The 24,298-nt window shown below is 72.9% G+C and carries 23 protein-coding genes; 17 read left to right on the forward strand and 6 right to left on the reverse strand.

What is annotated here, in order from left to right; all coding sequences use genetic code 11:
- Positions 1–6 precede the first annotated feature (6 nt).
- Positions 7–1,956: an APC family permease gene (locus ACWG52_RS33710; RefSeq protein ID WP_389806972.1), complete on the forward strand. Its 1,950-nt coding sequence runs from the start codon at positions 7–9 to the stop codon at positions 1,954–1,956.
- Here ACWG52_RS33710 and ACWG52_RS33715 read toward each other — a convergent pair.
- Positions 1,865–3,187, reverse strand: a complete 1,323-nt coding sequence (locus tag ACWG52_RS33715; protein WP_389806971.1) for a helix-turn-helix domain-containing protein — start codon at positions 3,185–3,187, stop codon at positions 1,865–1,867. The two genes, ACWG52_RS33710 and ACWG52_RS33715, sit on opposite strands and share 92 nt — an antisense overlap.
- Positions 3,188–3,326: 139 nt before the next feature.
- On the opposite strand from ACWG52_RS33715, the gene ACWG52_RS33720 reads away from it, so the two are divergent.
- The 9 genes from ACWG52_RS33720 (at position 3,327) to ACWG52_RS33760 (ending at position 11,703) form a co-directional block, all read left to right on the forward strand.
- On the forward strand, positions 3,327–3,890 hold the full coding sequence (locus tag ACWG52_RS33720) for a TetR/AcrR family transcriptional regulator (protein ID WP_453126803.1): 564 nt from the start codon (positions 3,327–3,329) through the stop codon (positions 3,888–3,890).
- 56 nt (positions 3,891–3,946) lie between these two features.
- Positions 3,947–4,567: a DUF6461 domain-containing protein gene (locus ACWG52_RS33725; protein ID WP_453126805.1), complete on the forward strand. Its 621-nt coding sequence runs from the start codon at positions 3,947–3,949 to the stop codon at positions 4,565–4,567.
- Between the two features lie 124 nt (positions 4,568–4,691).
- Positions 4,692–4,934, forward strand: coding sequence for a helix-turn-helix domain-containing protein (locus ACWG52_RS33730; protein WP_030723034.1), 243 nt, complete (start codon positions 4,692–4,694; stop codon positions 4,932–4,934).
- 161 nt (positions 4,935–5,095) lie between these two features.
- On the forward strand, positions 5,096–5,536 hold the full coding sequence (locus ACWG52_RS33735; protein WP_389806968.1) for a hypothetical protein: 441 nt from the start codon (positions 5,096–5,098) through the stop codon (positions 5,534–5,536).
- Complete coding sequence (locus ACWG52_RS33740) at positions 5,533–6,330, forward strand: hypothetical protein (protein WP_033213886.1); 798 nt, start codon at positions 5,533–5,535, stop codon at positions 6,328–6,330. Before ACWG52_RS33735 ends, ACWG52_RS33740 begins: the two co-directional genes overlap by 4 nt.
- Before the next feature lie 71 nt (positions 6,331–6,401).
- On the forward strand, positions 6,402–6,821 hold the full coding sequence (locus ACWG52_RS33745; protein WP_033213885.1) for a roadblock/LC7 domain-containing protein: 420 nt from the start codon (positions 6,402–6,404) through the stop codon (positions 6,819–6,821).
- 125 nt (positions 6,822–6,946) lie between these two features.
- Positions 6,947–7,321, forward strand: a complete 375-nt coding sequence (locus ACWG52_RS33750; protein ID WP_389806967.1) for a hypothetical protein — start codon at positions 6,947–6,949, stop codon at positions 7,319–7,321.
- A gap of 195 nt (positions 7,322–7,516) precedes the next feature.
- Entirely contained in the window at positions 7,517–11,095 is a 3,579-nt protein-coding gene (locus ACWG52_RS33755) for a CDP-glycerol glycerophosphotransferase family protein (protein WP_453126808.1), read from the forward strand.
- Between the two features lie 125 nt (positions 11,096–11,220).
- Positions 11,221–11,703, forward strand: a complete 483-nt coding sequence (locus ACWG52_RS33760; RefSeq protein WP_161288950.1) for a VOC family protein — start codon at positions 11,221–11,223, stop codon at positions 11,701–11,703.
- Positions 11,704–11,779: 76 nt separating this feature from the next.
- Here ACWG52_RS33760 and ACWG52_RS33765 read toward each other — a convergent pair whose 3' ends face one another.
- Positions 11,780–12,508 carry an SIR2 family NAD-dependent protein deacylase gene (locus ACWG52_RS33765; protein WP_389806965.1) on the reverse strand — a complete coding sequence of 243 codons (729 nt, stop codon included), beginning with the start codon at positions 12,506–12,508 and terminating at the stop codon, positions 11,780–11,782.
- A 152-nt stretch (positions 12,509–12,660) separates the two neighbouring features.
- On the opposite strand from ACWG52_RS33765, the gene ACWG52_RS33770 reads away from it, so the two are divergent.
- Genes ACWG52_RS33770 through ACWG52_RS33780 form a run of 3 tightly spaced genes read left to right on the forward strand, consistent with a single transcriptional unit; the run spans position 12,661 to position 14,945 of the window.
- Complete coding sequence (locus ACWG52_RS33770; RefSeq protein ID WP_389806964.1) at positions 12,661–13,089, forward strand: hypothetical protein; 429 nt, start codon at positions 12,661–12,663, stop codon at positions 13,087–13,089.
- Positions 13,090–13,131: 42 nt separating this feature from the next.
- Complete coding sequence (locus ACWG52_RS33775) at positions 13,132–14,106, forward strand: ATP-grasp domain-containing protein (protein WP_389806963.1); 975 nt, start codon at positions 13,132–13,134, stop codon at positions 14,104–14,106.
- Entirely contained in the window at positions 14,103–14,945 is an 843-nt protein-coding gene (locus ACWG52_RS33780) for a GNAT family N-acetyltransferase (protein ID WP_389806962.1), read from the forward strand. The genes ACWG52_RS33775 and ACWG52_RS33780 overlap by 4 nt, the downstream gene beginning before the upstream one ends.
- An 87-nt stretch (positions 14,946–15,032) precedes the next feature.
- Here ACWG52_RS33780 and ACWG52_RS33785 read toward each other — a convergent pair whose 3' ends face one another.
- Positions 15,033–15,476, reverse strand: a complete 444-nt coding sequence (locus tag ACWG52_RS33785) for a subtilase-type protease inhibitor (protein ID WP_389806961.1) — start codon at positions 15,474–15,476, stop codon at positions 15,033–15,035.
- A gap of 327 nt (positions 15,477–15,803) precedes the next feature.
- On the opposite strand from ACWG52_RS33785, the gene ACWG52_RS33790 reads away from it, so the two are divergent.
- A complete protein-coding gene (locus ACWG52_RS33790; protein WP_390166740.1) occupies positions 15,804–16,541 on the forward strand; it encodes an ABC transporter ATP-binding protein in 738 nt (245 codons plus the stop codon).
- Positions 16,535–19,009 (forward strand): FtsX-like permease family protein, encoded by a 2,475-nt coding sequence (locus ACWG52_RS33795; RefSeq protein WP_389806959.1) that lies wholly within the window; start codon positions 16,535–16,537, stop codon positions 19,007–19,009. The genes ACWG52_RS33790 and ACWG52_RS33795 overlap by 7 nt, the downstream gene beginning before the upstream one ends.
- Here ACWG52_RS33795 and ACWG52_RS33800 read toward each other — a convergent pair.
- Positions 19,006–19,467 carry a Crp/Fnr family transcriptional regulator gene (locus tag ACWG52_RS33800; RefSeq protein WP_033213868.1) on the reverse strand — a complete coding sequence of 154 codons (462 nt, stop codon included), beginning with the start codon at positions 19,465–19,467 and terminating at the stop codon, positions 19,006–19,008. The two genes, ACWG52_RS33795 and ACWG52_RS33800, sit on opposite strands and share 4 nt — an antisense overlap.
- Before the next feature lie 192 nt (positions 19,468–19,659).
- On the reverse strand, positions 19,660–19,968 hold the full coding sequence (locus ACWG52_RS33805) for a hypothetical protein (protein ID WP_030722976.1): 309 nt from the start codon (positions 19,966–19,968) through the stop codon (positions 19,660–19,662).
- A 235-nt stretch (positions 19,969–20,203) separates the two neighbouring features.
- Here ACWG52_RS33805 and ACWG52_RS33810 point away from each other — a divergent pair, with 235 nt between their 5' ends.
- On the forward strand, positions 20,204–22,126 hold the full coding sequence (locus ACWG52_RS33810; RefSeq protein WP_389806958.1) for a glycoside hydrolase family 5 protein: 1,923 nt from the start codon (positions 20,204–20,206) through the stop codon (positions 22,124–22,126).
- Here ACWG52_RS33810 and ACWG52_RS33815 read toward each other — a convergent pair whose 3' ends face one another.
- On the reverse strand, positions 22,127–23,599 hold the full coding sequence (locus tag ACWG52_RS33815; protein ID WP_389806957.1) for an MFS transporter: 1,473 nt from the start codon (positions 23,597–23,599) through the stop codon (positions 22,127–22,129).
- Positions 23,600–23,676: 77 nt separating this feature from the next.
- Here ACWG52_RS33815 and ACWG52_RS33820 point away from each other — a divergent pair, with 77 nt between their 5' ends.
- A complete protein-coding gene (locus tag ACWG52_RS33820) occupies positions 23,677–24,264 on the forward strand; it encodes a helix-turn-helix domain-containing protein (RefSeq protein WP_382515089.1) in 588 nt (195 codons plus the stop codon).
- Positions 24,265–24,298 lie beyond the last annotated feature (34 nt).

Below are 24,298 nucleotides of genomic sequence, written 5' to 3' on the forward strand. Positions count from 1 at the left end.
GCCCGAATGAGGCGTATCAATGCGAAACGCATGCTGGTCGGCGAGCCCCTCGACACCGCCCGCCTGGGCGAGACCCTGCTGCCCAAAAGACTCGCCCTGCCGATCTTCTGCAGTGACCCGCTCTCCTCCGTGGCCTACGCCACCGAGGAGATCCTGCTGATCCTCGCCCTCGGCGGCGTCGCACTGCTGCACCTCACCTGGTACGCGGCCGCCGCCATCGTCTTCCTGCTCATCGTGGTCGTCGCCTCGTACCGGCAGACCTGCCACGCCTACCCGGGCGGAGGCGGCGCCTACGTCGTCAGCTCGGAGAACCTCGGGCAGACCGCCGCGCTCACCGCCGCCAGTGCCCTGCTCGTCGACTACGTGATGACCGTCGCCGTCTCCGTCGTCTCCGGCGTCTCCGCGATCACCTCGGCCGTCCCCGCGCTCAGCGACCACGAAGTGGTCCTGTCCGTCGCCTTCGTGGTGCTGCTGACCCTCATGAACCTGCGCGGTGTGCGGGAGTCGGGCCGGGTCTTCGCCATCCCCACCTACGGCTTCGTCCTCGTCATCTACCTCATGTTCGCCGTCGCAGCCGTACGGCTCGGGACCGGCGACACCATCCGCGCCGAGTCCTCCGACCTCCCGATCACCCCGGTCGACACCTACACCGGATTCGCCCTGGTGTTCCTCACGATGCGCGCCTTCGCCTCCGGGTGCACCGCCCTCACGGGCGTCGAGGCCATCAGCAACGGCGTACCCGCCTTCCGCAAGCCCAAGGCCAAGAACGCCGCGACCACGCTCGCCGCGATGGGCGTGCTCTCCGTGACGATGTTCGTCGGCATCACCGCCCTGGCCATGTCGTACCAGGTGCACGTCGCGGCCGACCCCACCGAACTGGGCCTGCCCCCGGGCACCCCGATGTCCACCGCCCTCGCCCAGATCGGTCGCGCCACCTTCGGCAGCTGGCACTTCCTCTTCTACCTGCTCCAGGCCGTCACCGCGGGCGTCCTGATCCTCGCCGCCAACACCGCCTTCAACGGCTTCCCGATGCTCGCCTCGATCCTGGCCAAGGACCGGTACGCGCCCCGCCAGCTCTTCAACCGCGGCGACCGGCTCGTCTACTCCAACGGCGTCGTCCTGCTCGCGCTCGCCGCCATCGCCCTCATCGTGGCCTTCGACGCCGAACTGACCCGCCTCATCCAGCTGTACATCATCGGCGTCTTCGTCTCCTTCACCCTCTCCCAGTCGGGCATGGTCCGGCACTGGAAGAAGGTGCTCGCCTCGCCCACCACCCCGCGCGAGGAGCGGATCCACATCCACCGCAGGCGCGCCATCAACGCGGTCGGCGCCGCCCTGACCGCACTGGTCCTGGTCATCGTCCTGCTCACCAAGTTCACCCACGGAGCCTGGCTGGTCGTCATCGCCATGCCCCTGCTCTTCCTCGGCATGAAGAGCGTCCGCCGCCACTACGACCAGGTCGCCCGACAGGTCGCCGTCGCCCCCGACGCCATGCCGCGCAAGCCCGCCCGCCACCACGTCCTGGTCCTGGTCGCCGCCGTGCAGGCCCCGACGCTCAAGGCCATCGGCTACGCGCAGGGGCTGCGCCCCGACACCCTGACCGCGGTCACCGTCGCCGCCGACGAGCAGGAGGCGACCCGTCTGCGCGAGGCCTGGGACGGGCACGACACCGGCCTGGCGCTGAGGATCCTGCACTCGCCGTACCGGGAGGTGGTGGGCCCGATCCTGGCCCACGTCGAGGAACTGGCCGCCGCGCCCGGGACGGACATGCTGTCGGTGGTGATCCCGGAGTACGTGGTCGGCCACTGGTGGGAGCAGCCCCTGCACAACCAGAACGCCCTGCGGCTGAAGGCGCGGCTCCTCTTCACGCCGGGCGTCGCGGTGATCGACGTGCCGTACCTCCTGGAGTCCGCGAGGTCCGCGCGGTCCGCGGACCCGGCGCCGCGGGACGGGTGACCGGTTCCGCCTCGACGCGCTGCAGCACCGCCGAGTGCGCCAGCGCCAGCTCCACCACGTGCCGGGGGTCGGACAGGGAGCGGCCGGTGAGCTGCTCCACGCGCCGCAGCCGGTTGGAGACCGTGTTGCGGTGGCAGTACAGCCGCTGCGCGGCGTCCGTGGTCGAGCCCTGACAGGCCAGCCAGGTGCCCAAGGTGGTCAGCAGCGTCCGCCGGTCCTCCACGGGCAGCGCGAGCACCGGACCCAGCACCACCTGACGCAGCCGGCCGGCGAGCTCGGCCTCGGCCGCGACCAGCGCCGCCGGCAGCCGTTCGTCCAGCAGCGCGGTACGCGGGCCCTCCGACTCGGGGGCGGTGCGCAGCGCCAAGGCCGCCAGCCGGTGCGCGCGAGCCAGTTCGGCCGGCGCCCCGACGACCGGGCCGACCCCGGCGCGCACCCCGAGCGGCGCGAGCAGGTCCCGTACGGACTCCAGCGGATGGTGGCCCAGCTCCACCAGGCCGACCTCCCCGTCGGCGCGGTAGCGCCACAGCACCCGCGGGGCGGAGGCCGCCCCGGACCCCCCTGCCGGGGCGGGCGGGACGGCCGCGGTCGGCGCCGTGGACGGGCTGCCGGACGGGGTCCCTGACGGGCCGGCGGACATCTCGGCGGCCAGCACGACCACGGTGAAGCGGCCCCGCTCCGGCAGCCCGAGCTGCGCGGCGGCCGCCTCGGCCGCCGCCGACGGTCCGTCCGCGCCGTCGAGCAGCACGTCCAGCAGCGCCGCCCGGCGCTCCCGGTCCCGGTCGCCGTGCGCGGCCTCCGTCCGGCGGTACGACTCGGTCATGGCGTCCGCCGTCCGGTCCACCACGTCCCACAGCACGGACGCGGCCGGCAGCAGCCGGGGCAGCGCCGCCCGGTCGTGCGCGGTCACGGACTCGGTGAGGCTCTGCCAGAGCATCCGGCCACCGCGGCGGTGCGTACGCAGCAGGGAGGCGAGCGGCAGGCCCTGCTCGGCCCGGAGCGCGCCGACGGCCCGGGCGTCGGCGAGCTCCACCGGCAGACCTCGGCAACTGCGGAGCAGCCCCTCGACGGCCTGACGAAGGGTGTCGTGGATCCGCTCGCGCAGCTCGGCCCGGCCCAGCAGGGCGGCGTAGGCGGGGTCCTCGGCCAGCGTCCGATCGGCGAGCCGGTCCGCCGCGACGGCGATCCGGCGGGACAGGTCCTCGCGTATCTGCTCGATGATCCGCTCCATGACGGGCAGCCTGACACGGGTGAGGGGGCGCTGGGGAGGGCCCGGACCGGGCACGTCCGCTACCGTGTGCGAATCACTGCACCTGCAGTGCTCACCCGATGTGCCCCGATGCGCCCCACCCACCCCCAGGGATCCGCCCATGCGCCAGAACCCGCAGCGCCGCGCCGCACTGCTCGACGCCGCCATCGAAGTCCTGGCGCGCGAGGGCTCGCGCGGCCTGACCCTGCGCGCGGTGGACGCCGAGGCGGGCGTGCCCACGGGCACCGCCTCGAACTACTTCGCCAACCGGTCCCAGCTGCTCGTACAGATCCTGCACCGCACCCGGGAGCGACTGGTCCCGGACCCGGCGGACCTGGCCGGCCCGCTGGACACCGAGGTCCTGCTCACCCGGCTCCTGGAGCGGATGCGGCGCGAGCGCAGTGTGCACATCGCCATGCTGGAGCTGCGGCTGGAGGGCACCCGGCGCCCCGAGCTCCAGACCGAGCTCGCGTCCTTCCAGGGCCTGGAGCTGGAGGCCAACATCAGGTGGCACCTGGACGCGGGCCTGCCCGGGGACCGACAGGGTGTGGTCCTGATGTACCTGGCGATGCTGGGCCTGATCGTGGACGACCTGACCGCGCCCGCGATGCTGGAGGCGCACCCGGCGCAGGGGCTCATTCGGACGATGGTCGAGCGCCTCCTCCCGGAGAAGCCCACGGACTGACTATCGTGCCGGGGAACAAGCACCGGCGGGGTGGGCAAACCGTGGGGAGCGCGGACATGGTGGACATCGCAGAGGACGTGGCGGACGGAATCAGTCGGCTGGCCGACTGGGACCAGTGGTTCGCCGGTCTGACCTTCGCCCGGGGCATAGGCCCCGGCGAACTCGCCGTACGGCTCGGCGCGCTGCCGGGCGTGCGGCCCGGGCCGCTCGACGCCCACGACGCCTGGAGCATGGTCGCCGAGACCGTGGACGGTGACGGCGTGGCCCGGGTCGGCCGGTGGGGCGGCTGGTCCTTCGCCGTCGAACACGGTCTGCCGGCCGGAGCCGAACGGCTCGCCGAGGTCTCCCGGGGCGGCGTCGAGGCCGTCCACCTCGACCCCCAGCCCGACCGTCCGCCCAAGCAGTTCGCGTACGCCCGGGACGGCGAACTGATCTGTTGCTTCGGCCTCGGCGAGGAATGCTGGCGCGGCGGCCACCGGCCGGACTTCCTGCTCCCGGAGCTGATCGCGGCCGGGATCCTCACCCCGGACGGCGCGTGCGCCCGCCCGGCGGGCGAAGGCGACGCGGAGCGTGACCGCCGTACCCTCGCCGTCGTGGAACGTCGCTTCGGCCTGTCCCTGCCGCGTCACCTGATCGCCGGCACCCCGCTCCCGGCGTACGTGACCTGCACGCGATAGCGGTCCGCCAAGAGCCGGGATGCGGTGATCTTATGCTCAGGTTTACGCGAGTCCGCTGGTTTTGCGCCCGGTGAGCCACTTTGATGGGTTTGCCAGGCCTCGTACCGGAGCAGGGGGACTAGTCATGGGCACCGACCACAGTCAGAAGGACAGCACACCCACCCTGATCGGCTCCGTGCAGCGCGCGCTGCGCCTCCTGGAGGCGATGTCAGCGGAGGGCGGGGTGACGGCGAAACGGCTCGCCCGGCTCACCGGGATCCCTTTGCCCACGGTCTACCACCTGCTGCGCACCCTCAGCCACGAGGGTTATGTGCAGCGCGAGGGAGGGTCCTTTCGCCTCGCGGACGATCTTCCGCTCGCTTCGTGATCAAATTCCGACGCGTTCCGGCCAAGCTCTCGCACCCTTCCTGGCATGTTCCAGCGGAAAATGCCAGAACGCCCTTTCGTACAGTGGAACTTGAGTAAGTTCCCTCCTGTCGCGCCGTACGAACCGTGCACCCCGCACGTCCGGCCGGGAGGGGAGCCCGCGTGCCCGGGATCGACGAATGCCTGCTCGAAGCCATGGCCCTGCCTGGTGCGCGGGGGGCCGCGCTGGTCGACTGGAGCAGCGGACTGGCCCTCGGCACCGCCGGGGAGTCGCCCGTGGGTGACCACGAGACCACCGCCGCCGAGACCGCCGAACTGGCCCGGGCGGCAGCCGAGTACGAGTCCTTCGCCCCGGCGGGGACCGACCCGGCACACGGCGGCGGAGCCGTTCCCTCCGCCGGTTCGTCCGCCGGCTTACCGGCCGGCCCGCCCGTCGAGGATCTGATCGTCACCACCCGCACTGGATACCACGTACTGCGCTTCGTCGAGACGAGCTTCGACAGCAGCGTATTCCTGCACCTGTGGCTCGACCGTGCGGACGGCAATCTCGCCCTCGCGCGCCACAGGCTCCGTGCCCTGGCCGAGGGGCTGGTACTGAGATGACCTCCCCGGCCACCGCCACGGCCCCGAATGCCTTCGCCGCTGTCTCCCCCCTTCTCACCCGACTCGCCGCGGAGCGCGCCACCGGCGCCCTGCTCCGCGACCGCGGCACCCTCTTCCTGGAGGACGGCCGCATCGTCCACGCGGAGAGCCCGGCCACCCCCGGTCTCGACGTCCTGCTCACCACCGGTGGCGGCCTCGCCCCCGAACGCTGGCGCGAGGCCGTGGACCGGGCCGGTGCCCGCCGTCAGGTCGCGCGCTTCCTCGTGGACAGCGGCGGGCTCGCCGGCGGAGAGCTGGAGATATGCCACCTCGCCGCCATATTCGACGCCGCCTTCTTCGCACTCTCCCCGGGCAGCGGGCCCTCCCGCTTCCGCCGCGGGGCCACCCACTGGATCGGCTCGGTCCGGTCCGTTCCCGCGGCCGCCGTCGAACGGGAGACCCGGCGCCGCCGGGACCTGCTCGACGCGGTCTGGCCGTACCCCCTGCTGGACACCTCCCCGGTCGTCCCCCGGGCGGCCGCGCCCGGACAGACGATCACCGCCCGACAACGGGCCCTGCTCGGCCAGGCCGACGGCCTGCGCACCCCGGCCGACCTCGCGTGGGTCCTCGGCCGGCCCGCCTTCCACACCCTGCTCGACGTACGGCGCCTCGCGGCGGCCGGACTGGTCGAGACCCCGCACACCCCGGCCCCGCCGCCGGCCGTGGCGCCCCTGCCCGACTGGATGACCGAGGCCCAATCCCCGGACGTGGCGCTGCTCCGCCGGTTACGCGACGCACTGGAGGCAAGTCTGTGAGGCTCCCGCTGCGACCGGCCCTGCGCGCCGACCGCTCCGAGCGTAGGCAGCCCGAAAGGAGTAAGGCCGACATGAGTACGGTGCCCCCCGAGACGGAGGCCGAGATACTCGCCGAGCTTCGCAGGCTGCGGGCCCGGGTACCTCAGCTCACCGGCGCCCTGGCTGCGAGCGCCGACGGTTTCGTCCTCGCCCAGGACAGCGCGGCCACCGAGGCCGAGTCCGTCGCCGCGCTGACCGCGGCCGCCCTCGGGGTGGCCCAGCGGCTCAGCGACTGCACCGGCCAGGGCGCCTTCCGCGAACTGCTCGTGCGCGGTGAGGACGGATACGTCGCCACCTACGCGGCCGGCCTGGCGGCGGTCCTCACCCTGACCGCCGAGCCGCGGGTCAACGTCGGGCGCCTCCACCTGGAGGCCCGGCGCTCCAGCCTCCGGATAGCCGAACTGATCGACCACACCCTCGGGCGACGGGGCCCCGGAGCCCCACCCGGTTGATCCGTGGTCCGACCGGCGGCCGAGCCCGAGATGTCCGGTGCGTTCCGCCGCAGCCACCTCCCACTACAGCCAGTCACGTTCCCCTCACATCCCAGTAACAGTGAAACGAGAAAGAGGACACTCTCATGGTCAATGTGGAGACCGCGCTCAAGGAAGCCACCACCACCATCGAAGGCGCGATCGGTGCCGCGCTCGTCGACTACGGCAGTGGTATGGCCCTCGGCACCATCGGGGGCGGCAAGGACCTCGACCTGGCGGTCGCGGCGGCGGGCAACACGGACGTGGTGCGCGCCAAGGTCCGCACGATGGAGATGCTCGGCCTCAAGGACGAGATCGAGGACATCCTGATCACGCTCGGCGGCCAGTACCACCTGATCCGACTGATGAAGAGCCGTGGCTCCACGGGCTTCTTCCTCTACCTGGCCCTCGACAAGAAGCGGGCCAACCTCGCGATGGCCCGCCATCAACTGAAGAAGATCGAGTCCGATCTGGAGATCTGACCGGCCCGATCCGGGCCGGTCGGGCCGTCTCCCCCCGCATCGCCGAAGTGGCGGACGGCTGAATTCTTTGCCGTCCGCCCTGGCGGTTGGCTTCGTATGCCCCATATGGGTGGAGTTTATGACTCTGTTACAGAGTAGGATGCTGTGAGCAGCTGATCATCGACAAAGCATAAAACGCTGGAGAAACCGCCACCCATGCCGCCGCGCCTGAGTATCGTCGTCCCCGTCTACAACGTCGAGCTTTATCTCGACGAGTGCCTGGAATCCATCGCATCCCAGACCTTCGAAGACTTCGAGGCCATCCTCGTGGACGACGGGTCCACGGACACCAGCGCCGTCATAGCCAAGGCCTTCGCCGCCAAGGACAAGCGCTTCCGCGTCGTGATGCAGGACAACGCAGGCCTCGGCGCGGCCCGTAACGTGGGTGCCCGTCACGCCGACAAGGACAGTGAGTACCTGGCCTTCGTCGACAGTGACGACACGATGCCGGACTACGCCTACCAGCGTCTCATCGACGCGCTCGACGAGACGGGTTCGGACTTCGCGGGCGGCAACGTGAAGCGTTTCCGCTCCGTCGGCATGCAGCAGTCCTGGGGGCACCGGGCCGCTTTCGCCCGCACCCAGCTGAAGACCCACATCTCGAAGTTCCCGGCGCTGGTCACCGACCGCACCGCGTGGAACAAGGTGTACCGGCGCAGCTTCTGGGACCGGCACGGCTTCCAGTACCCCGAGGGCATCCTCTACGAGGACGCCCCGGTCAGCATCCCCGCGCACTACTTCGCCTCCAGCGTCGACATCATCAGCGACTGCGTCTACCACTGGCGTGTGCGCGAGACCGGCGAGCGCTCCATCACCCAGCGCTCCACCGACCCGATCTCCCTCATCGACCGCGTGAAGTCCGTGCGCCTGGTGCGCGAGTCCCTCAAGGCCAAGCAGGGCGCCAAGTACGTCCGTTACCTGCGGGACTACGACTACAACGTGCTGAGCGAGGAACTCCCGCTCATCTACAAGTACGTCGGCGAGGGTGGCCCCGACTTCCGCGCCGCCTTCGTCAAGGAGGTCGGCGGTCTCGTCCGCGAGATCGGCACCGGTCCCTGGTCCGACCTGACCGTCGCCGACCGACTCAAGGCGTACCTGGCCGGCGAAGGCCGCGTCGAGGACTTCATCGCGCTCCAGCACCACCAGCGCGACTACCACTACAGCGTGCCGGTCAAGGGTCTCGCCCGCCCGCAGGCGGACTACCCCTTCCTGCGCGGCCGTCCGCCGGTCCCGGCCAAGATCCTCACCCTCGGCCCGCGCGAGCGCCGCGTCGTCAGCCGCCTGGAGCAGGCGGCCTGGGTCGACGGCAAGCTGCTGCTGCGCGGCTACGCCCTCCCCGGCCACCTCGGTGCGGAGAGCCGCCTCGGTACCCGCAAGATGCTGGTCTTCCGCGAGGGGGGCAAGCGCCGCCGCTCCGTCGTCAGCGCCCGGACCGTCGCCTCCCCGATGGCCACGGTGATGTCCCCGCACCTCGCCCTGCGGCACGCCGACTGGGCCGGCTTCACGGCCGTCGTCGACCCCTCGATGTTCCAGTCGGGCGGCAAGTGGAACCAGGGCATATGGACCACGTCGATCGCCGTCACCGGAGCCGGCGGGCTGCACCGCGCCCGCCTGCGGGGCGGCGAGCACGACACCGGGCAGAACCCGCCCCCGCACTGGGTGGCCCCCGACGTCCGGATCGTCCCGACCGTCGCCGGCGCCCTCACCATCCAGGTCGAGATCGCCCGCGCCCGCGCCCTGGACGTCCACGCCGTGGGTGACGACGCCGTCGAGATCACCGGCGAACTCACCGCCGAGGCCATCGGATCCACCGCGCTGCAGGCCGTCCACGTCACCACCGGCACCGTCCTGTCCTACCCGCTGGAGACCGCCGCGTCCGGCGCCGACCGGGCCACCTTCACCGCCCGCGTACCGCTGGCCGACCTGGCCGCCGTACCGGACGCCGCGTGCGAGCCCGGCGAGTGGACCCCCGAGCCGTGGAGCCTCTCGGTCATCGGCCCCGACGGCACCAAGCACCGCATGGTCCACGACGAGCGCGGCGGCTTCGAAGGCCTGGTCCTGCCCCTGCCCGGCGATGAGAGGGACCGTGCCCTCTTCGCCAAGCGCGGAAACACCGGCCACCTGACCCTCTCGGTACAGCCCTCCCCGCCGCTGCTCGACGAGGTCACCGCCGAGGACGGCACCCTCACCCTGCGGGGCCGCTTCGTCGCGCCGACCGACGAGGCCTACGAGCTCGTCCTGCACAACGCGCAGGGCGTGGAGTTCAGCTACCCCGTCACCCGAGACGGTGCCACCTTCGAGGCCGTCTTCGAGCCCGTGCTCCCCGAGGCGTACGCCGGCCGCACCACGATCCCCGAGGGCCGTTGGTGGCCGACGCTGCGCCCGGCCGCGCAGAGCGGAACCACCGCCGGACTGCTCGGTGTCGACCGCGGCGCCCCCGTCCAGATGAGCCCCGGCCTGCTGTTCGCCGGGCCGCACCCGATCACCGTGCAGGGCCGCCGGATGCGGGTCGAGGCCCGCTTCTACGACCGCATGGCGCTGGTCGTCGACCCGCTGCTCAGCCCGCACGACCGCTCCAACTACGCGCAGCGCGTCGCCCGCGTCGAGACCTACCCGGCGCAGCGCGCCCTGCCGGTCAAGGACATGGTCGTCTACGAAACCTTCCACGGGCAGCGGGCCGGCGACTCCCCCCGCGCCATCCACGAGGAACTGGTGCGCCGCGGCGAGAAGCTCGACCACGTCTGGCTGGTCCGCGACGGCCAGGCGGAGATCCCCGCGACCGCCCGCGCCGTGCAGCACGGCAGCGTGGAGTCGTGGGAGGTGCTCGCCCGCGCCCGCTACTTCGTGACCAACGACAACGTGCCGGACCGCTTCCACCGCCGCGCCGGCCAGGTCGTCGTCCAGACCTGGCACGGTACGCCGATCAAGCAGATCGGCCACGACTTCGTGCACGACTACTACACGAGCCCGGAGATCCTGGAGGGGCTGGCGCACGACAGCGCCCAGTGGACCCTGCTCGCCTCCCCGAGCTCCTACGCCACGCCCCTCCTCAAGCGCGCCCTCGGCTACGACGGCGAGGTCATCGAGGCCGGCGGCCCGCGTACGGACGCCCTGGTACGGCCCGACGCGCAGCGGATCGCCGAGGTCCGTCGCCGTCTCGGCCTGCCCGAGGGCAAGAAGGTCGTCCTCTACATGCCCACGTGGCGGGAGAACAACGAGTCCTTCACGGGCGGCTACAAGCTCGACCTGCGGATCGACCTGGAGCAGGCCCGTCGCGAGCTGGGCGAGGACCACGTCCTGCTGATCCGTGGCCACCACCACGTGACGGAGCAGGTCCGTGACGGCGTCCGCGACGGGTTCGTCGTCGACGTGTCGCGCTGGCCCGACGCGACCGACCTGCTGCTGGTCGCCGACGTGCTGATCTCGGACTACTCCTCCGTGATGTTCGACTTCGCGCACACCGACCGGCCGATCCTGCTCTTCACGTACGACCTGGCGCACTACCGCGACACGCTGCGCGGCTTCAACTTCGACCTGGAGGCGAAGGCGCCGGGACCGCTGCTGGCGGACTCGGCGAGCCTCATCGAGGCCGTGCGCAACGCGGACGCGCTCGGGGCGGAGTACGCCGAGGCGCGGGCGGCGTTCCGCGCCGAGTTCTGCGACCTGGACAAGGGCGACGCCGCCGAGCGCGTCGTCGAGCGGATGCTCGCGCAGGGCGCGGAGTTCGCCAAGTAGGCCGAACGGGCGAAATACCGGCTGCATGCGGACCGGCCCCGGACCCACCGATGAATTTCGGGTCCGGGGCCGGTCTGCATGTGAGGGACGGTGTCCACCGTCCCGTCACCGGCCCGGAGGCAGAGATGAGCGGCAACGGATTCACCACGTGTCTGTGGTTCGACGGCAACGCGGAAGCGGCCGCCGACTACTACCTGTCCGTCTTCAAGGACGGCAAGATCGGCCGGATCGGCCGGTACACGGAGGCGGGCCCCGGCGAGGCCGACTCGGTGATGGTCGTCGAGTTCGAGATCAACGGTCAGCGGTTCATCGGCCTCAACGGCGGCCCCCAGTTCCCCTTCACCGAGGCGATCTCCTTCCAGATCCGCTGCGCCGACGAGGCGGAGGCGGACTACTACTGGGACGCGCTGACCGGTGGCGGCGGCGAAGAGGGAGTCTGCGGCTGGGTCAAGGACAGGTTCGGCGTGTCCTGGCAGGTCATCCCGCCGGGTGCCATCGACCTGATCGCCGACCCGGACCCCGGGCGCGCCGCCCGGGCCACCGCCGCCATGATGCGGATGAAGAAGCTGGACGTGGGGGAGATGCGCCGGGCGGCGGACGCGGGCTAGCCGGCCGGGCCGGCGCCGGGCCAGGTATCGGGCCACGTGTCGGGCCTGGGTGTGGCCGGGCGCGTCGGGGCGTGGGTCAGGACGTGGCGAACCGGGCCAGCAGAGCCGGCAGGGCCGTACCGATCGGCTCGCGGACGATCTCGTCGGCGAGCGGGTCGTACGGGGTCTCCTCCGCGTTCACGATGATCAGCCGGGCCCCGGCCTCCGCGGCCATCCCGGCGAGCGACGCGGCGGGCTGCACCTGCAGGGTCGACCCGACGGCGATGAAGATCTGGCAGCCCTTGGCCACGGCGATCGCCTGCCCCAGCACCTCGGGGTCGAGCCGCTGGCCGAACATCACGGTCGCCGACTTGAGGATCCCGCCGCACACCAGGCAGGCGGGATCCGGCTCCCCGGCGGCCACCCTGGCCAGCGCCTCGTCCATCCCCGACCGGGCGTGGCAGTCCGTGCACACCACCGACCGGGCGCTGCCGTGCAGCTCGAACACCTTGCGGTCGGGCATCCCGGCGAGCTGGTGCAGCCCATCCACGTTCTGGGTGATCACCCGTACCGGGGTGCCACCGCGCTCCAGCTCCGCCACGGCCAGGTGCGCGGCGTTCGGGCGTGCTCCGAGCGCGCCGAGCTCGGCGCGCATCAGCCAGGAGCGGCGCCGGATCTCCGGATCGGCCATGTAGTACGCGTAGGTCACGAGCTTCTCGGCGTCGGGTTCCCGCCGCCACAGGCCCTGGGGCCCCCGGTAATCCGGAATTCCGGATTCGGTGGACATTCCGGCCCCGCTGAACACTGCGACAAGTGGCTTCCCCATGCGTCGACCCTATGTACGGGTGCGGGCCGCCCGCGAGCCGATTTCCGCGCACCGGCCGGAGGGTCGTTTCTGCGGTGAATCCCGACCCCCGCAGGAGTGAGATCCGGGCCCCGCCCTCCCGATCCACCGGCCCGGCGGGTACAAGACCGGACATGATGCTCAAGCCGTACCGTCTCGGTGCCCTGCTGCTGACCCTGCTCGTGCTGCCGGTCATGCCGTCCGTTCCCGCCCTCGCCGCGCCTGCCGCCGTCGCGGGGAAGGGACACACCGCTGCCCAGATCAGCGACTTCCTCAGTGGCTTCTACGGGGACCACGGTCCCTCCGCGCAGGACCGGGAGAACCGGATCTCGCAGATCCTCAAGGAGAGACAGCAGGTCAGTGAGGACATCGACGTCCTGCTCTGCTCCCACGAGGAGCCGCAGGAGATCACCGTCGGCCCGGTCACCGTCGCCAAGGCCGCCTCGGTGGGCTGGGCCACCGTGACCACCCACTGGGCCTCGGGTGCCACGGACACCTTCACCGCCTACGTGCGTCTCGACTCCGACCCCATCCGGCTCGACGACGTGATCTGCGCGGGCTGAAATCCGTACGGTGATCGACGGAGCCGTTCATAGGGTGGGCGCATGGCTACGACAACCGCGACCACCACCACCGTCCTCTACTGCCACGACCCGTTGAACGAGCGCCGGGCCGACGCCCACTTCGCGGCGGAGGCCCGGCAGTTGCGTGCCGCCGGGGGCGCCGCCCTGCTCATCGACCACGACGCGCTGCTCGCCGGGGACGCGGAGCGGGCCGTCGCGCGTGTTCCGGAGGGGGCCGGAGCCCTCTGGTACCGGGGCTGGATGATCCCCGCGGGTCCGTACGCCGCACTGGACGCGGCCCTGCGCCTGCGGGGTGGCGAGCTCGTCGTCACCCCGCAGGCGTACCGGCGCGCGCACGAACTCCCCGGCTGGTACGAGACCTTCGCCGGACTGACCCCGGTCAGCGGCTGGTTGCCGGCGGGGCCGGGCGCGGTCCCGGACCCGGAGGGGCTGGCGGCCCTCGCGGCCGGCCTGCCGCCGGGAGCCGCCGTCGTCAAGGACTATGTGAAGTCCCGCAAGCACGAGTGGGACGAGGCCTGCTACGTGCCCGACCTCGCCGACCCGGCCGCCCTGCATCGCGTCGTCGACCGCTTCGTCGCACTGCAGGGCGAGTTCCTGACGGGCGGGGTGGTGCTGAGGGCCTTCGAGCACTTCGTCACGCCGGAGGGGGCGGCCGCCGAGGTACGGGTGTGGTGGCGGGACGGGGTGCCCCGGCTGGTCACGGCCCACCCCGACAGCCCGGTCGCCGAGGTCCCGCACCCGTTCGATCCGACTCTCGATCCGGTCCTCGATCCGGCCCTCGCACCCGTCCGGGCGGCCGTCGAGGCGCTGGGCTGCCCCTTCGTGACCACCGACCTCGCGCTGCGCGCGGACGGGGTGTGGCGGGTCGTCGAAGTAGGGGACGGGCAGGTCAGCGACCTCCACCGAGAGGCCGATCAAGCCGCCTTCACACGTCTCCTGACGGCTGATCAGGCACCCCTGCGCACACCGGCCCCATCTGGTACAACACCGGCATGACGGGATTCGAGATCGCCGGCGCGAGCGCCGCCGACATGAAGCTGATCCGCGACTGGGCCGACGAGGAAGGATGGAATCCGGGGGACTCGGACCGGTTCGCCTTCGCGGTCGCCGACCCGGAAGGGTTCCTCGTGGGGCGGCTGGACGGCGAGCCGGTGGCCTGCATCTCCGCCGTCCGGTACGGCGGAGGCTTCGGCTTCATCGGCTTCTACATCGCCCGGCCCGCCGTCCGCGGCCAGGGGTACGGCATCCGGCTGTGGCACGCCGGGACGGAACGGCTCGACGGTCGGCTCGTGGGCCTGGACGGAGTCGTCGACCAGCAGGACAACTACCGCAAATCCGGGTTCCGTTCGGCGTGGAACAACTTCCGTTACGAAGGCGTGCCGCAAGGGGAGGACGACCGCGCCGTCGAGATCGTGGACGCGGCCACCCTGCCCTTCGGTCGGCTCGCCGCCTACGACCGGCGGTTCTTCCCCGCGGCGCGGGACGCCTTCCTGTCCGCCTGGACCGGGCTGCCCGGCCGCACCGCCCTGGCCGCCGTCCGGGACGGCCGGATCGAGGGCCTCGGCGTGATCCGCCCCTCCAGCGCCGCCCACCGGATCGGCCCCCTCTACGCGGCCACCCCGGCGGTGGCGGCGGCCCTGGTGCGGCGGCTGGCCCGGCACGCCCCGGACGGGGAGGTGTCCGTGGACGTACCGGACGCGAACCCGGAGGCCGGCGCGCTCTTCGAACGCCTCGGCCTGGCACCGGCCTTCGAGACCGCCCGCATGTACACCGGCCCGACACCGGACCTCGCCCTGACGGAACTGTTCGGGGTGACCAGCCTCGAACTGGGCTGAGGATCCGGTGGTCCTGGCGGCAGGTCGCCGCGGGCCGGGCCGGACGGCGGTCGCACGGCGCCGCCCGGCCCGGCGATCCACGGGGGGTCAGAAGCCGAACAGTGTGCCGGAGGTGTTCCGCAGGCCGCACGGGTTGGCGAAGGTGTAGCTGTAGTCGAGCCGGCGGCCCTGCCACACCCCGACGGCCGACACCGTCATCGGGTTCCACTCCCTGGTGCAGACGGCGTCGGCGGCCGGTGCGGCGAGCGGGTCGAGCTGCGAGCCGTTCGCGCGTAACTCGGCGCACGCGGCGACCGGGTCGGGGTGCGTACCGCCGGGCGTCGGTGAACAGACGAGGGTCACGGCGCGCCTGACCGTGCCCGCTTCGGCATCGGGTCCGGTCGTCACACTGAGCACCAGCGCGGACGGGGCGTACAGGCTCTCCGTACCGGTCGGTGCGGCCCCGGCCGTACCCGGCCAGGCCAGTGCGGTGAGCGCGGTGAGCGCCATGGCGGCGGAACCGAGCCCGAGACCCTTTGCGATGGACCGCATTTCGAACACTCCCTTGGGTTGGTGTTTCGGATAGCGGACGCAGTCTTGCCGACGTGAGCGGTGAACGCCCGCTCCCACCCCCATTTTTCGTCACCGATCGTGTACGAATGACTGCAGACCGCAGCCATGCGGGCGGGCTGACCTGTGGGGGAGCGAGCCGCCGAATCGGCCGAACACCGACCGGGACACCTCCCCGAAACCTGCCGCGGCACGGCTGTGATCTGCCCGGACGGGGTCCTGGCCCCCTCCGGGGGTAGGGCCGGCCCCACCCCCGGGACACGGCCTGGGCCCGCTGTGCCGTGCGATCCGCGACGGTTGGCTGGGGGCATGAAGAACGACGTGATCCAACTCACTGACGTCACCCGGGTCTTCGGCTCCGGCGACCGGGCCGTCACCGCCCTCGACCGGGTTTCCCTCGACTTCCCCCGGGGCACCTTCACGGCGGTCATGGGCCCCTCCGGCTCCGGCAAGTCCACCCTGCTCCAGTGCGCGGCCGGACTGGACCGGCCCACCTCCGGCAGCGTGCGCGTCGGCGGCACCGAACTCGGCGACCTCGGCGAGACCCGGCTGACCCTGCTGCGCCGCGACCGCATCGGCTTCGTCTTCCAGGCCTTCAACCTGCTGCCCGCCCTGACCGCCGAACAGAACGTCGCCCTCCCGCTGCGGTTGGCCGGCCGGCGCCCCGCCAAGGCCGAGGTCCGCGAGGCCCTCGCCCGGGTGGGACTCGGCGACCGGGCCCGGCACCGACCCGCGCACCTGTCCGGCGGGCAGCAGCAGCGCGTGGCCCTGGCCCGCGCCCTCATCACCCGCCCCGAGGTGCTCTTCGGCGACGAACCCACCGGCGCCCTGGACTCACGGACCGGCCGCGAGGTGCTCACCCTGCTCCGCTCCATGGTCGACACCGAACACCAGACGGTCGTCATGGTCACCCACGACCCCGTGGCCGCCTCCTACGCGGACCGCGTGGTCTTCCTCGCCGACGGCCGGCACAACGGTGAACTCCGGGGTGCGCCCGCCCAGGACATCGCCGCCCGGATGACCGCGCTGGAGGCGGCGCCGTGCTGACCCTCGCCCTGCGCACCGCCCGCACCCGCTGGGTCACCTTCGTCGGAAGCTTCGTGGCCCTGGCCCTCGCAGTCGGCCTCCTCACCGCCATGGGGCTCGGACTCGCCGCCACCCTGGACGCCCCGCTCCGCCTGCCGGAGCGGTTCGCCCAGGCACCCGTCGTCGTCAAGGGCGACGACGTGCTGCGCGTCCCCGTCGCCGGCGGGGAACGCACCGCCGAGCTCGCGCACCCCAGGCCCGTCACCCCCGAACTCGCCCGGCTGCTGGCCGCCCTCGGCCCCACCACCGAGGACCGGTCCTTCCCGGTCCGCGCCTTCGGCGGGCCGAAGCACCTGGTCGGCCATCCCTGGTCGGTCGCCGCCTTCGCCCCGTACACCCTCGACGGGGGCCGCGCCCCGCACTCCGACGACGAGGTCGTGACCACCGGCTGGGCCCGGCCCGGCGCCCGGATCGACACCGACCACGGCACCGTCACCGTCGTCGGCACCGTCACCGACCGCGGCTTCGAGGACGCCGTCTTCTGGACCGACGCCCGCGCCGCCCGCCTCTCGCCCGCCATCGACCAGCTCGTCGTGGCCGCCGACCCGACCGCCGTGGAGGTGGCCGTACGGGACGCCGTCCGGGCGCTCCCGGGCCGGGACGCGGAGGTCCGGGTCCTGACCGGCCGGGACCGCCGGTACGCCGACCCCGATCCCGAGCGCGACGGCGAAGCACTGCTCGCCGTGAACGCCGCGCTCGGCACCGCGGGCGGTGTCACCGGCTTCGTCTCGGTGTTCGTCGTCGCCTCCACCTTCGCCTTCGCCGTCGCCCGACGCCGCGAGGAATTCGCCCTGTTGCGTACGGTCGGCGCCACCCCGGGCCAGATCCGCCGCACGGTGATCGCCGAGGCGCTGCTGCTCGGCGTGGCCGCCTCCGCGGCGGGCTGCCCGCTCGGGGCGTACGGGGCGCCCGTGTTGGTCTCGTACCTGGTGGACGAGGGGCTCGCGCCCCGCTGGTTCACCCTCGGCGACGCCACCTGGCCCTTCCACGCCGCCTTCTGGGCCGGCCTGCTCGTCGCCCTCGCGGGGGCCGTCGCCGCCTCCTGGCGGGCGGGCCGGGTCGCCCCCGCCGAGGCGCTGCGCGAAGCCGCGTTCGAGACGCGGACCATGACCCCGGGGCGCTGGATCGTCGGCGCCGGACTGCTGGTGGCCGGACTCGGCACCCTCGCCCACGCCCTGCTCACCGACCCGTCCGACCTGCTCCACCGCAAGACCTACATCAGCCGTCCGATGCTCCTCATCGTCGCCTTCGCCCTGCTGTCACCGGTGCTCGTGCGGCCGCTGGTCCGGACGATCGCCTGGCTCCCCGCCCGGCTGCCGGGCGCCGGCGGGATGCTGATCCGGGAGAACGCGTCGGCCGGAATCCGCCGTACCGCGGCCGTCGCCGCCCCCGTCCTGGTCACCGTGGCCCTCGCCGGATCCCTGCTGGGCACCACCGCCACGCTGAACGAGGCCAAGGCCGCCGAGATCCGGTGGCGGACCACCGCCGACCACGTGATCACGGCCGGCGCGGGCGGGTTCGATCCGACCACGATCGAACGGATCCGGGCCGTACCCGGAACGGAGGTCTCCGCCACCGCCGCGACCGCCGTCCACGTACGGGAGGAGGGGACGGCGCTGATCCGCTCCGACGCCCGCGCCGTGGACCCCGCCGCACTGGCCCGGACCGCCCGACTGCCCCTCACGGCCGGCGCGATCACCGATCTCGACGACGACTCCGTCATCGTCACCCAGGAATGGGAGCGGCACACCGTCGGATCCACCGTCGAGGTATGGCTCGGCGACGGTACCCGCAAGTCCTTGCGGATCGCCGCCGTGATGAGCATCGGCACCGGCGGCAACGGGGCCTACGTCACCCCCGCCAACGCCCCCGGCGCGACGGTGGACCGGATCGACGTACGCCTCGCCCCCGGCGCGGACCCCCGGGAGGTCGGCGCCGCGCTGGCCGAGGCCGCCCGGCCGGCCGGGGGCCGCGTGCTGACCGCGGACCGGTGGATGTCCGAGAACCGGCCCGGGACCGGCCGCACCACCCGGGCGGGCCTCCTGCTGGTCCTCGGCATCGCCCTGCTCTACACGGGCATCGGGCTCGCGAACACCCTGGTCATGGCCACCTCCGACCGGGCCCGCGACCTCGCGGCGCTGCGGCTGGCCGGCGCCGGCCGAGGGCAGGTGCTGCGCCTGGTGGCGGGGGAGTCCCTGCTGGTCGTCCTCGTCGGCGCGATCGCCGGGACCCTGGTCGCCGCCCTGAACCTGGCCGGCGTCCGGGCGGCGCTGGGCGTCCTGCACGTCCGCGGCGGCCTGGTGGTCCCGTGGAACGCCCTCGCGGCGACGCTCGGCGCCTGCGCGGCCGTGGCGGTGGCCGCCGCGGTCGTCCCGGCCGCGCTGTGCCTGCGGCGCGGGGCGGCCGAGCGGGCGGGAGTACGTGGTTAGGCGGTGCTGCTGAGGCGGGGCGCGTACATCTCCAGCAGGCGGGTGCGCGTCTGCTGGAGGCGCATCGCGAGGACGCGTCCGACCCAGTGCCCGATCGCGGAACCGAAGGTGGGGTCGGCGTCCATCAGCATCCGCACGGTCGCCGCGTCGAACTCGTACGCCCGTACCGGCGTCATCGCCTCCGCGCCCAGCTGCCACACGTACGGCGGGAACAGCCAGGACCAGCCCACCAGCTCGCCGGGGCCGAGGCTCTCCACGGGCGCGGGCCGGCGGCCGGCGACGGGGATCTCCAAGGTCACGGTGCCGGACCGGACGATCCAGAAGGAATCCGCCCGGGTGCCCTCGTCGAAGATGCGCGCGTTCTCCGGGAAATTGACCTCACGGGCCTGGGACATCAGCCGTCCACGGTGCTCGGTGGACAGGACGGCGGCGATCCGGATGGGGGAAGGTGTGCTCACGACGGCCTCCGATCACGACCCCCCACGACGCTCCTGCTCTCCCAGTGTCGCCGACAGCCGCCATATCGCGGCCGGACGGGACCCGGTTTCTTCCACGCCCGATGCGGGAACGGGGCTCCTGAGGCCTTGTGCGCCTTGGGATCCTTCACGGGGTCCTGCCGTTCGAGCCCGGTCCGATCGACCGGGCACGAGCTAAGGGGTGTCTTCGGCGTTCGCCTCCAGGCAGGCCAGCTCCATCGCGTCGAGGACGGCTTCGTGGCTGCGCCCGCTCAGCTCGGCGACGTTCTCGATCTGAGCCGTCGCCCAGGCCGCCAGGGTCATCACCAGCACCCTGAGCCCGTCGGTGCCGTGCTCGGCCAGCACCGCGTCGGCGACGACCATGGCCTCCTCGGGGACCTGCTCGGGCGGTTCGAGGCCCGCCAGACCCCGTAGCAGGGTGAGGGTGCGGCGGGAGATCTCCGGCGTCATACCCGCCAACCGCATGTCTTCCTCGTCGTCCATCCGCCCCGCCCTCCGGTGCCGTGCCGTTCACCTCAGGGCACGGTAGAGGGGCGCGGCCCCGCGCGGGGCCGTTTCTCCAGGGTGACGGTGCGTGATCGGGTCTCGACCGGCCGGATCCGGCGGGTGCCGACCGTGGCGGAAACCGTCCCCGCGTTCGACTTCCCCCGGAAGCGACCCGCCGGTAACCTGCCCGCGGCAGCCGCCCGCCGGGACGGCCTTTTCCGGCAGGAGCGAGATGAAGAGCCTCTTACGCGCGGCCCTGTGCGCCCTCCTGCTGGTGGCCGGCGCCCTCGCGGCGCCCTCCGCGCAGCCCGCCCACGCTGCCGCCCCGCCGCCCACGGTCGCCCCGGGCACCGCCGAGGCCTGGACGCCACCGCTGTCCACCCGCGGCCGGTACATCGTCGACGCGCGGGGCGACCGCTTCCGCCTGCGCTCCGGGAACTGGGACGGAGCCCAGGGCTCCTGGAACGGCTCGGGCGACCGGGAGGATCCCGCCACGCACCACAGCGGCCAGAACGCCCACGGCATCCCGATCGGCCTGGACCGGGCGCCCCTGCCCGCCCTGCTCGCCGACTTCCGGTCCCTGGGGCTCAACAGCATCCGGCTGCCCTTCTCCAACGAGATGCTGCGCGACACCACTCCCGTCCCGGACTCCGCCGTCGCCGCCAATCCGGCCCTGCGCGGCCGTACGCCCCTCCAGGTCTACGACGCCGTGGTCGACGCCCTCACCGACGCCGGCTTCGCCGTCATCCTGAACAACCACACCGTCACCACCCGTTGGTGCTGCGGCCTGGACGGCAACGAACGCTGGAACAGCGGTCGCTCCACCGCGCAGTGGGCCGACGACTGGGTCCTCCTCGCCCGCCGCTACCGCGACAACCCGCGGGTGGTCGGCGCCGATCTCTACAACGAGGTCCGCCGCGACGTCTTCGACGACCCCAACTGGGGCCTCGGCGACAACCACGACTGGCACGCGGCCGCCCAGGAGGCCGCCGACCGCATCCTCACCGAGGCCAACCCGAACCTGCTGATCGTCGTCGAGGGCATCAACTGGTTCGGCCTGCCCGTGGACGGCTTCCCGCACGGCCGCCCCACCCTCACTCCGGTACGCACCCTGTCCCACACCCTGGTCACCTCGAACAAGTTGGTCTACTCGGCCCACTTCTACGGGTACACCGGCCCCCGGCACAGCGGCGCGACCGGCATGGGCGAGACCCATGACCTCCGCTACCAGGACATGACCGCCGCCGAGCTCGAACAGACCCTCTACGACCAGGCCTTCTTCGTGTCCGCGGAGACCGGTACGCACTTCACCGCCCCCGTCTGGATCAGCGAGTTCGGCATCGGGGCCGACGAGAACGGCGCCGCCCCGCGCACCTGGTTCGACCGCATCACCGCCCACCTGACGCGCGTCGACGCCGACTTCGCGTACTGGCCCCTCGTCGGATGGAGCACCGACGCCCAGGGCAACCCCGGCGGCGACAGCTGGGCCCTGCTGCGCTACGACGCGACCGGCCACCGCTCCGGCGTCCTGGACGCGGGCGACTGGCGCACGGCCCGCTGGTCCCCGCTCGCCACCACCCCCGGCCGCACCGGACCGGTCCCCGCCACCACCTCCTGGTACCAGCTGACCACCGACCACCGTGACCACAACGCCTCGCTGCGCACCCGGGCCGCCGGGGACTGGGACAGCGGGGCCCGCAAGGCGGTCTGCCCCGACGGCGCCCGCCTCGCCGGGCTCGCCCACACCGGCGGCCGCGGCCTGTGCACCAGCTCCGACCTGCGCACCCCGACGGGCGGGCACACCGTGGTCCGCGACGAGACGTACGTCCCGCCGGGCGGCGACTGGGCCGGCGGGTACACCAAGTTCCAGTGCCCGGCGGGCCAGTTCCTGATCGGCTACAGCCTGCGCGGCGAGCGGGTCTCGGCCGCGCTGTGCGCCCCGGCCCGTACGGCGCTTCCCGGAGCCGGCCGGACGGTGTGGTTCGACCGGGGGGACAACCGTCCGTCCGGCGGCCCCGGCGGAGACTTCGCCTACGGCAACCACAAGGGCCAGTGCCTGCCCACCGAGTACGCGGCGGGCATCGCCTTCACCACCCGCCTCGCCACCCGCCCGTCCCCGGCCGCCCTGCTGTGCCGCCCCCTGCCCGCCGCGTGATCAGGCGTCGGACGGGGGTGCCGCTCGGCCCGCCACGGCGACGGCGGCGAGCGCGACGAGGATCAGGGCCGAGGCGACCAGGAAGGTGAACCGCATCCCGGTGGCCACGGCCCCGGGGGGCGCCGAGGCGATGTCGGCCGAGGCCGAGGCGTGCGTGAACACGGCGCCCATGACGGAGGCGCCGGTGACCAGGCCGAGGTTGCGCGAGAGCCCCAGCATGCCGGAGACGACGCCCCGCCGCTCCGGGCCGACGTCCGCCATGACGGCGGTGTTGTCGGCCGTCTGGAACACCGCGTAGCCGGCGGTCACGACCGCGAGCGGGGCCACGTACCCGAGGACCCCGAGCGACGCCGGTGTCAAGGACAGGGCGGTGGCGCCGGCCGTCATCGTCAGCAGCCCGAGCAGGGTCGTGCGCCGCGCTCCGAACCGGTCCGCGAGACGGCCGGCGGGCACCCCGGTCACCGCGGCGACCAGCGGACCGACGGACAGGACGAATCCGACCGGGGCCGCGCCGAGCCCGAGCGTCCGGGAGAGGTAGAACGGCCCGACCACCAGCGTCGCCATCATCACCGTCGACACGAGCGCGTTCGAGGCGAGGCCCGGCCCGATCACCGGATCACGGACGAGCGCCCCGCGGACCAAGGGGGAGGCGGCCCTCGATTCGACGCGTACGAAGAGGGCGACCCCGCACGCGGCGGCCACGAGCAGCGCCGTGTCGAGCGCCCCGAAACGGCCGCCACCGAGCGTCATCGCGAGCGCGTACGCCGACAGGGTCAGCGCGAGCAGCAGCGTGCCCAGGTGGTCGAAGCGGGCCCGATCGCCCCCGGGTTCGCGCCGATCGGCGGGCAGATGGCGGTGCGAGAGCAGGAACGCCACGATCCCCAGAGGCACGTTGACCAGGAAGAGCGCCCGCCAGCCGAACCCGGCGAGCAGGGCCCCGCCCAGCGAGGGCCCGAGAGCCGTGCCCACCGCGGACATCGTGCCGAGCAGCCCCATGGCGCTGCCCGTCCGTTCCTTCGGAACCGTCTCACCGACGAACGCCATGGTGAGGGCCATCATCACGGCCGCGCCCACCCCCTGGGCCGCCCGGGCACCGACCAGCAGCCAGAGCGTCGGCGCGGCGGCGCACAGCACCGAGGCCGCGGTGAACAAGGAGATCCCCGCCAGGAGCAGCCGTCGGCGGCCGACCAGGTCACCGAGGCGTCCGGCTCCCACGACCAGGGCGGTGACCGCGAGGAGATACGCGAGGACGACCCACTGGACCGCCGGGAAGGAGGCGGAGAACACCTGGGCCAGGGTCGGCAGGCCGACGTGGGCGATGCCGGTGCCCAGCGAGGAGAGCAGAACGGAGAGGGACAGACCGGCGAGCGCCCACCGGACCGCGAGCCGGTGCGCGCCCGTGGACGCCGTCCCGTCCTGGCCGCCGGTGCGGTGCTGTCGGTGTCCGGTCGCGTAATCACTGTGTGGGCTCATGCCGGGAGGGTGCGGTCGCCGGGTCGCCGGCGGCAAACCTTGTTGCCGTTTCCGGGACGGCCGGGTGCAATGGCCGTATGGACGACACGCCATCCCCCCACCAGGCGGTCCTCGACGAGGTCGCCCCCCGGCTCAGACGGCTGCGCGCCCGACGCGGACTCACCCTGGCCGCGCTCTCCGAGACGACCGGCATCTCGAAGAGCACCCTGTCCCGGCTGGAGTCCGGGCAGCGCCGCCCCAGCCTGGAACTGCTGCTGCCACTGGCGGCCGCGTACCAGGTACCCCTGGACGACCTGGTGGGCGCCCCCGAAGTGGGAGACCCCCGGGTACGGCTGACCCCCCGCACCCTGCCGAACGGCGGTACGGCCGTGCCGCTGACCCGCGGCCCGGGCCCTCTCCAGGCGTACAAGATGCTCATCCCCGACCGGGGCGGAGAGCCGGAGCCGCGGACGCACGAGGGCTACGAGTGGCTGTACGTGCTGGAAGGCCGGCTGCGCCTGGTCCTCGCCGAGCACGATCTGGTCCTCGGCCCCGGCGAGGCGGCCGAGTTCGACACCAGGCTGCCCCACTGGTTCACCAGCGCCGACGGCCGACCGGTGGAGATCCTCAGCCTGTTCGGGCGGCAGGGCGAGCGCATGCACGTCCGGGCGAAGCCCCGCGCGTGAGCCCGGGGCCGGCGCGATTCTGCATCCGATGTGT

It is taken from the genome of Streptomyces sp. CLCI03, assembly GCF_053615355.1.

Excerpts from the sequence above, each read along its gene's own strand:
- ACWG52_RS33710 (WP_389806972.1), top strand. The coding sequence starts at position 7 with ATGAGGCGTATCAATGCGAAACGCATGCTGGTCGGCGAGCCCCTCGAC.
- ACWG52_RS33715 (WP_389806971.1), bottom strand. The coding sequence starts at position 3,187 with ATGGAGCGGATCATCGAGCAGATACGCGAGGACCTGTCCCGCCGGATC.
- ACWG52_RS33720 (WP_453126803.1), top strand. The coding sequence starts at position 3,327 with ATGCGCCAGAACCCGCAGCGCCGCGCCGCACTGCTCGACGCCGCCATC.
- ACWG52_RS33725 (WP_453126805.1), top strand. The coding sequence starts at position 3,947 with ATGGTGGACATCGCAGAGGACGTGGCGGACGGAATCAGTCGGCTGGCC.
- ACWG52_RS33730 (WP_030723034.1), top strand. The coding sequence starts at position 4,692 with ATGGGCACCGACCACAGTCAGAAGGACAGCACACCCACCCTGATCGGC.
- ACWG52_RS33740 (WP_033213886.1), top strand. The coding sequence starts at position 5,533 with ATGACCTCCCCGGCCACCGCCACGGCCCCGAATGCCTTCGCCGCTGTC.
- ACWG52_RS33745 (WP_033213885.1), top strand. The coding sequence starts at position 6,402 with ATGAGTACGGTGCCCCCCGAGACGGAGGCCGAGATACTCGCCGAGCTT.
- ACWG52_RS33750 (WP_389806967.1), top strand. The coding sequence starts at position 6,947 with ATGGTCAATGTGGAGACCGCGCTCAAGGAAGCCACCACCACCATCGAA.
- ACWG52_RS33755 (WP_453126808.1), top strand. The coding sequence starts at position 7,517 with ATGCCGCCGCGCCTGAGTATCGTCGTCCCCGTCTACAACGTCGAGCTT.
- ACWG52_RS33760 (WP_161288950.1), top strand. The coding sequence starts at position 11,221 with ATGAGCGGCAACGGATTCACCACGTGTCTGTGGTTCGACGGCAACGCG.
- ACWG52_RS33765 (WP_389806965.1), bottom strand. The coding sequence starts at position 12,508 with ATGGGGAAGCCACTTGTCGCAGTGTTCAGCGGGGCCGGAATGTCCACC.
- ACWG52_RS33770 (WP_389806964.1), top strand. The coding sequence starts at position 12,661 with ATGATGCTCAAGCCGTACCGTCTCGGTGCCCTGCTGCTGACCCTGCTC.
- ACWG52_RS33775 (WP_389806963.1), top strand. The coding sequence starts at position 13,132 with ATGGCTACGACAACCGCGACCACCACCACCGTCCTCTACTGCCACGAC.
- ACWG52_RS33780 (WP_389806962.1), top strand. The coding sequence starts at position 14,103 with ATGACGGGATTCGAGATCGCCGGCGCGAGCGCCGCCGACATGAAGCTG.
- ACWG52_RS33785 (WP_389806961.1), bottom strand. The coding sequence starts at position 15,476 with ATGCGGTCCATCGCAAAGGGTCTCGGGCTCGGTTCCGCCGCCATGGCG.
- ACWG52_RS33790 (WP_390166740.1), top strand. The coding sequence starts at position 15,804 with ATGAAGAACGACGTGATCCAACTCACTGACGTCACCCGGGTCTTCGGC.
- ACWG52_RS33805 (WP_030722976.1), bottom strand. The coding sequence starts at position 19,968 with ATGGACGACGAGGAAGACATGCGGTTGGCGGGTATGACGCCGGAGATC.
- ACWG52_RS33810 (WP_389806958.1), top strand. The coding sequence starts at position 20,204 with ATGAAGAGCCTCTTACGCGCGGCCCTGTGCGCCCTCCTGCTGGTGGCC.
- ACWG52_RS33815 (WP_389806957.1), bottom strand. The coding sequence starts at position 23,599 with ATGAGCCCACACAGTGATTACGCGACCGGACACCGACAGCACCGCACC.
- ACWG52_RS33820 (WP_382515089.1), top strand. The coding sequence starts at position 23,677 with ATGGACGACACGCCATCCCCCCACCAGGCGGTCCTCGACGAGGTCGCC.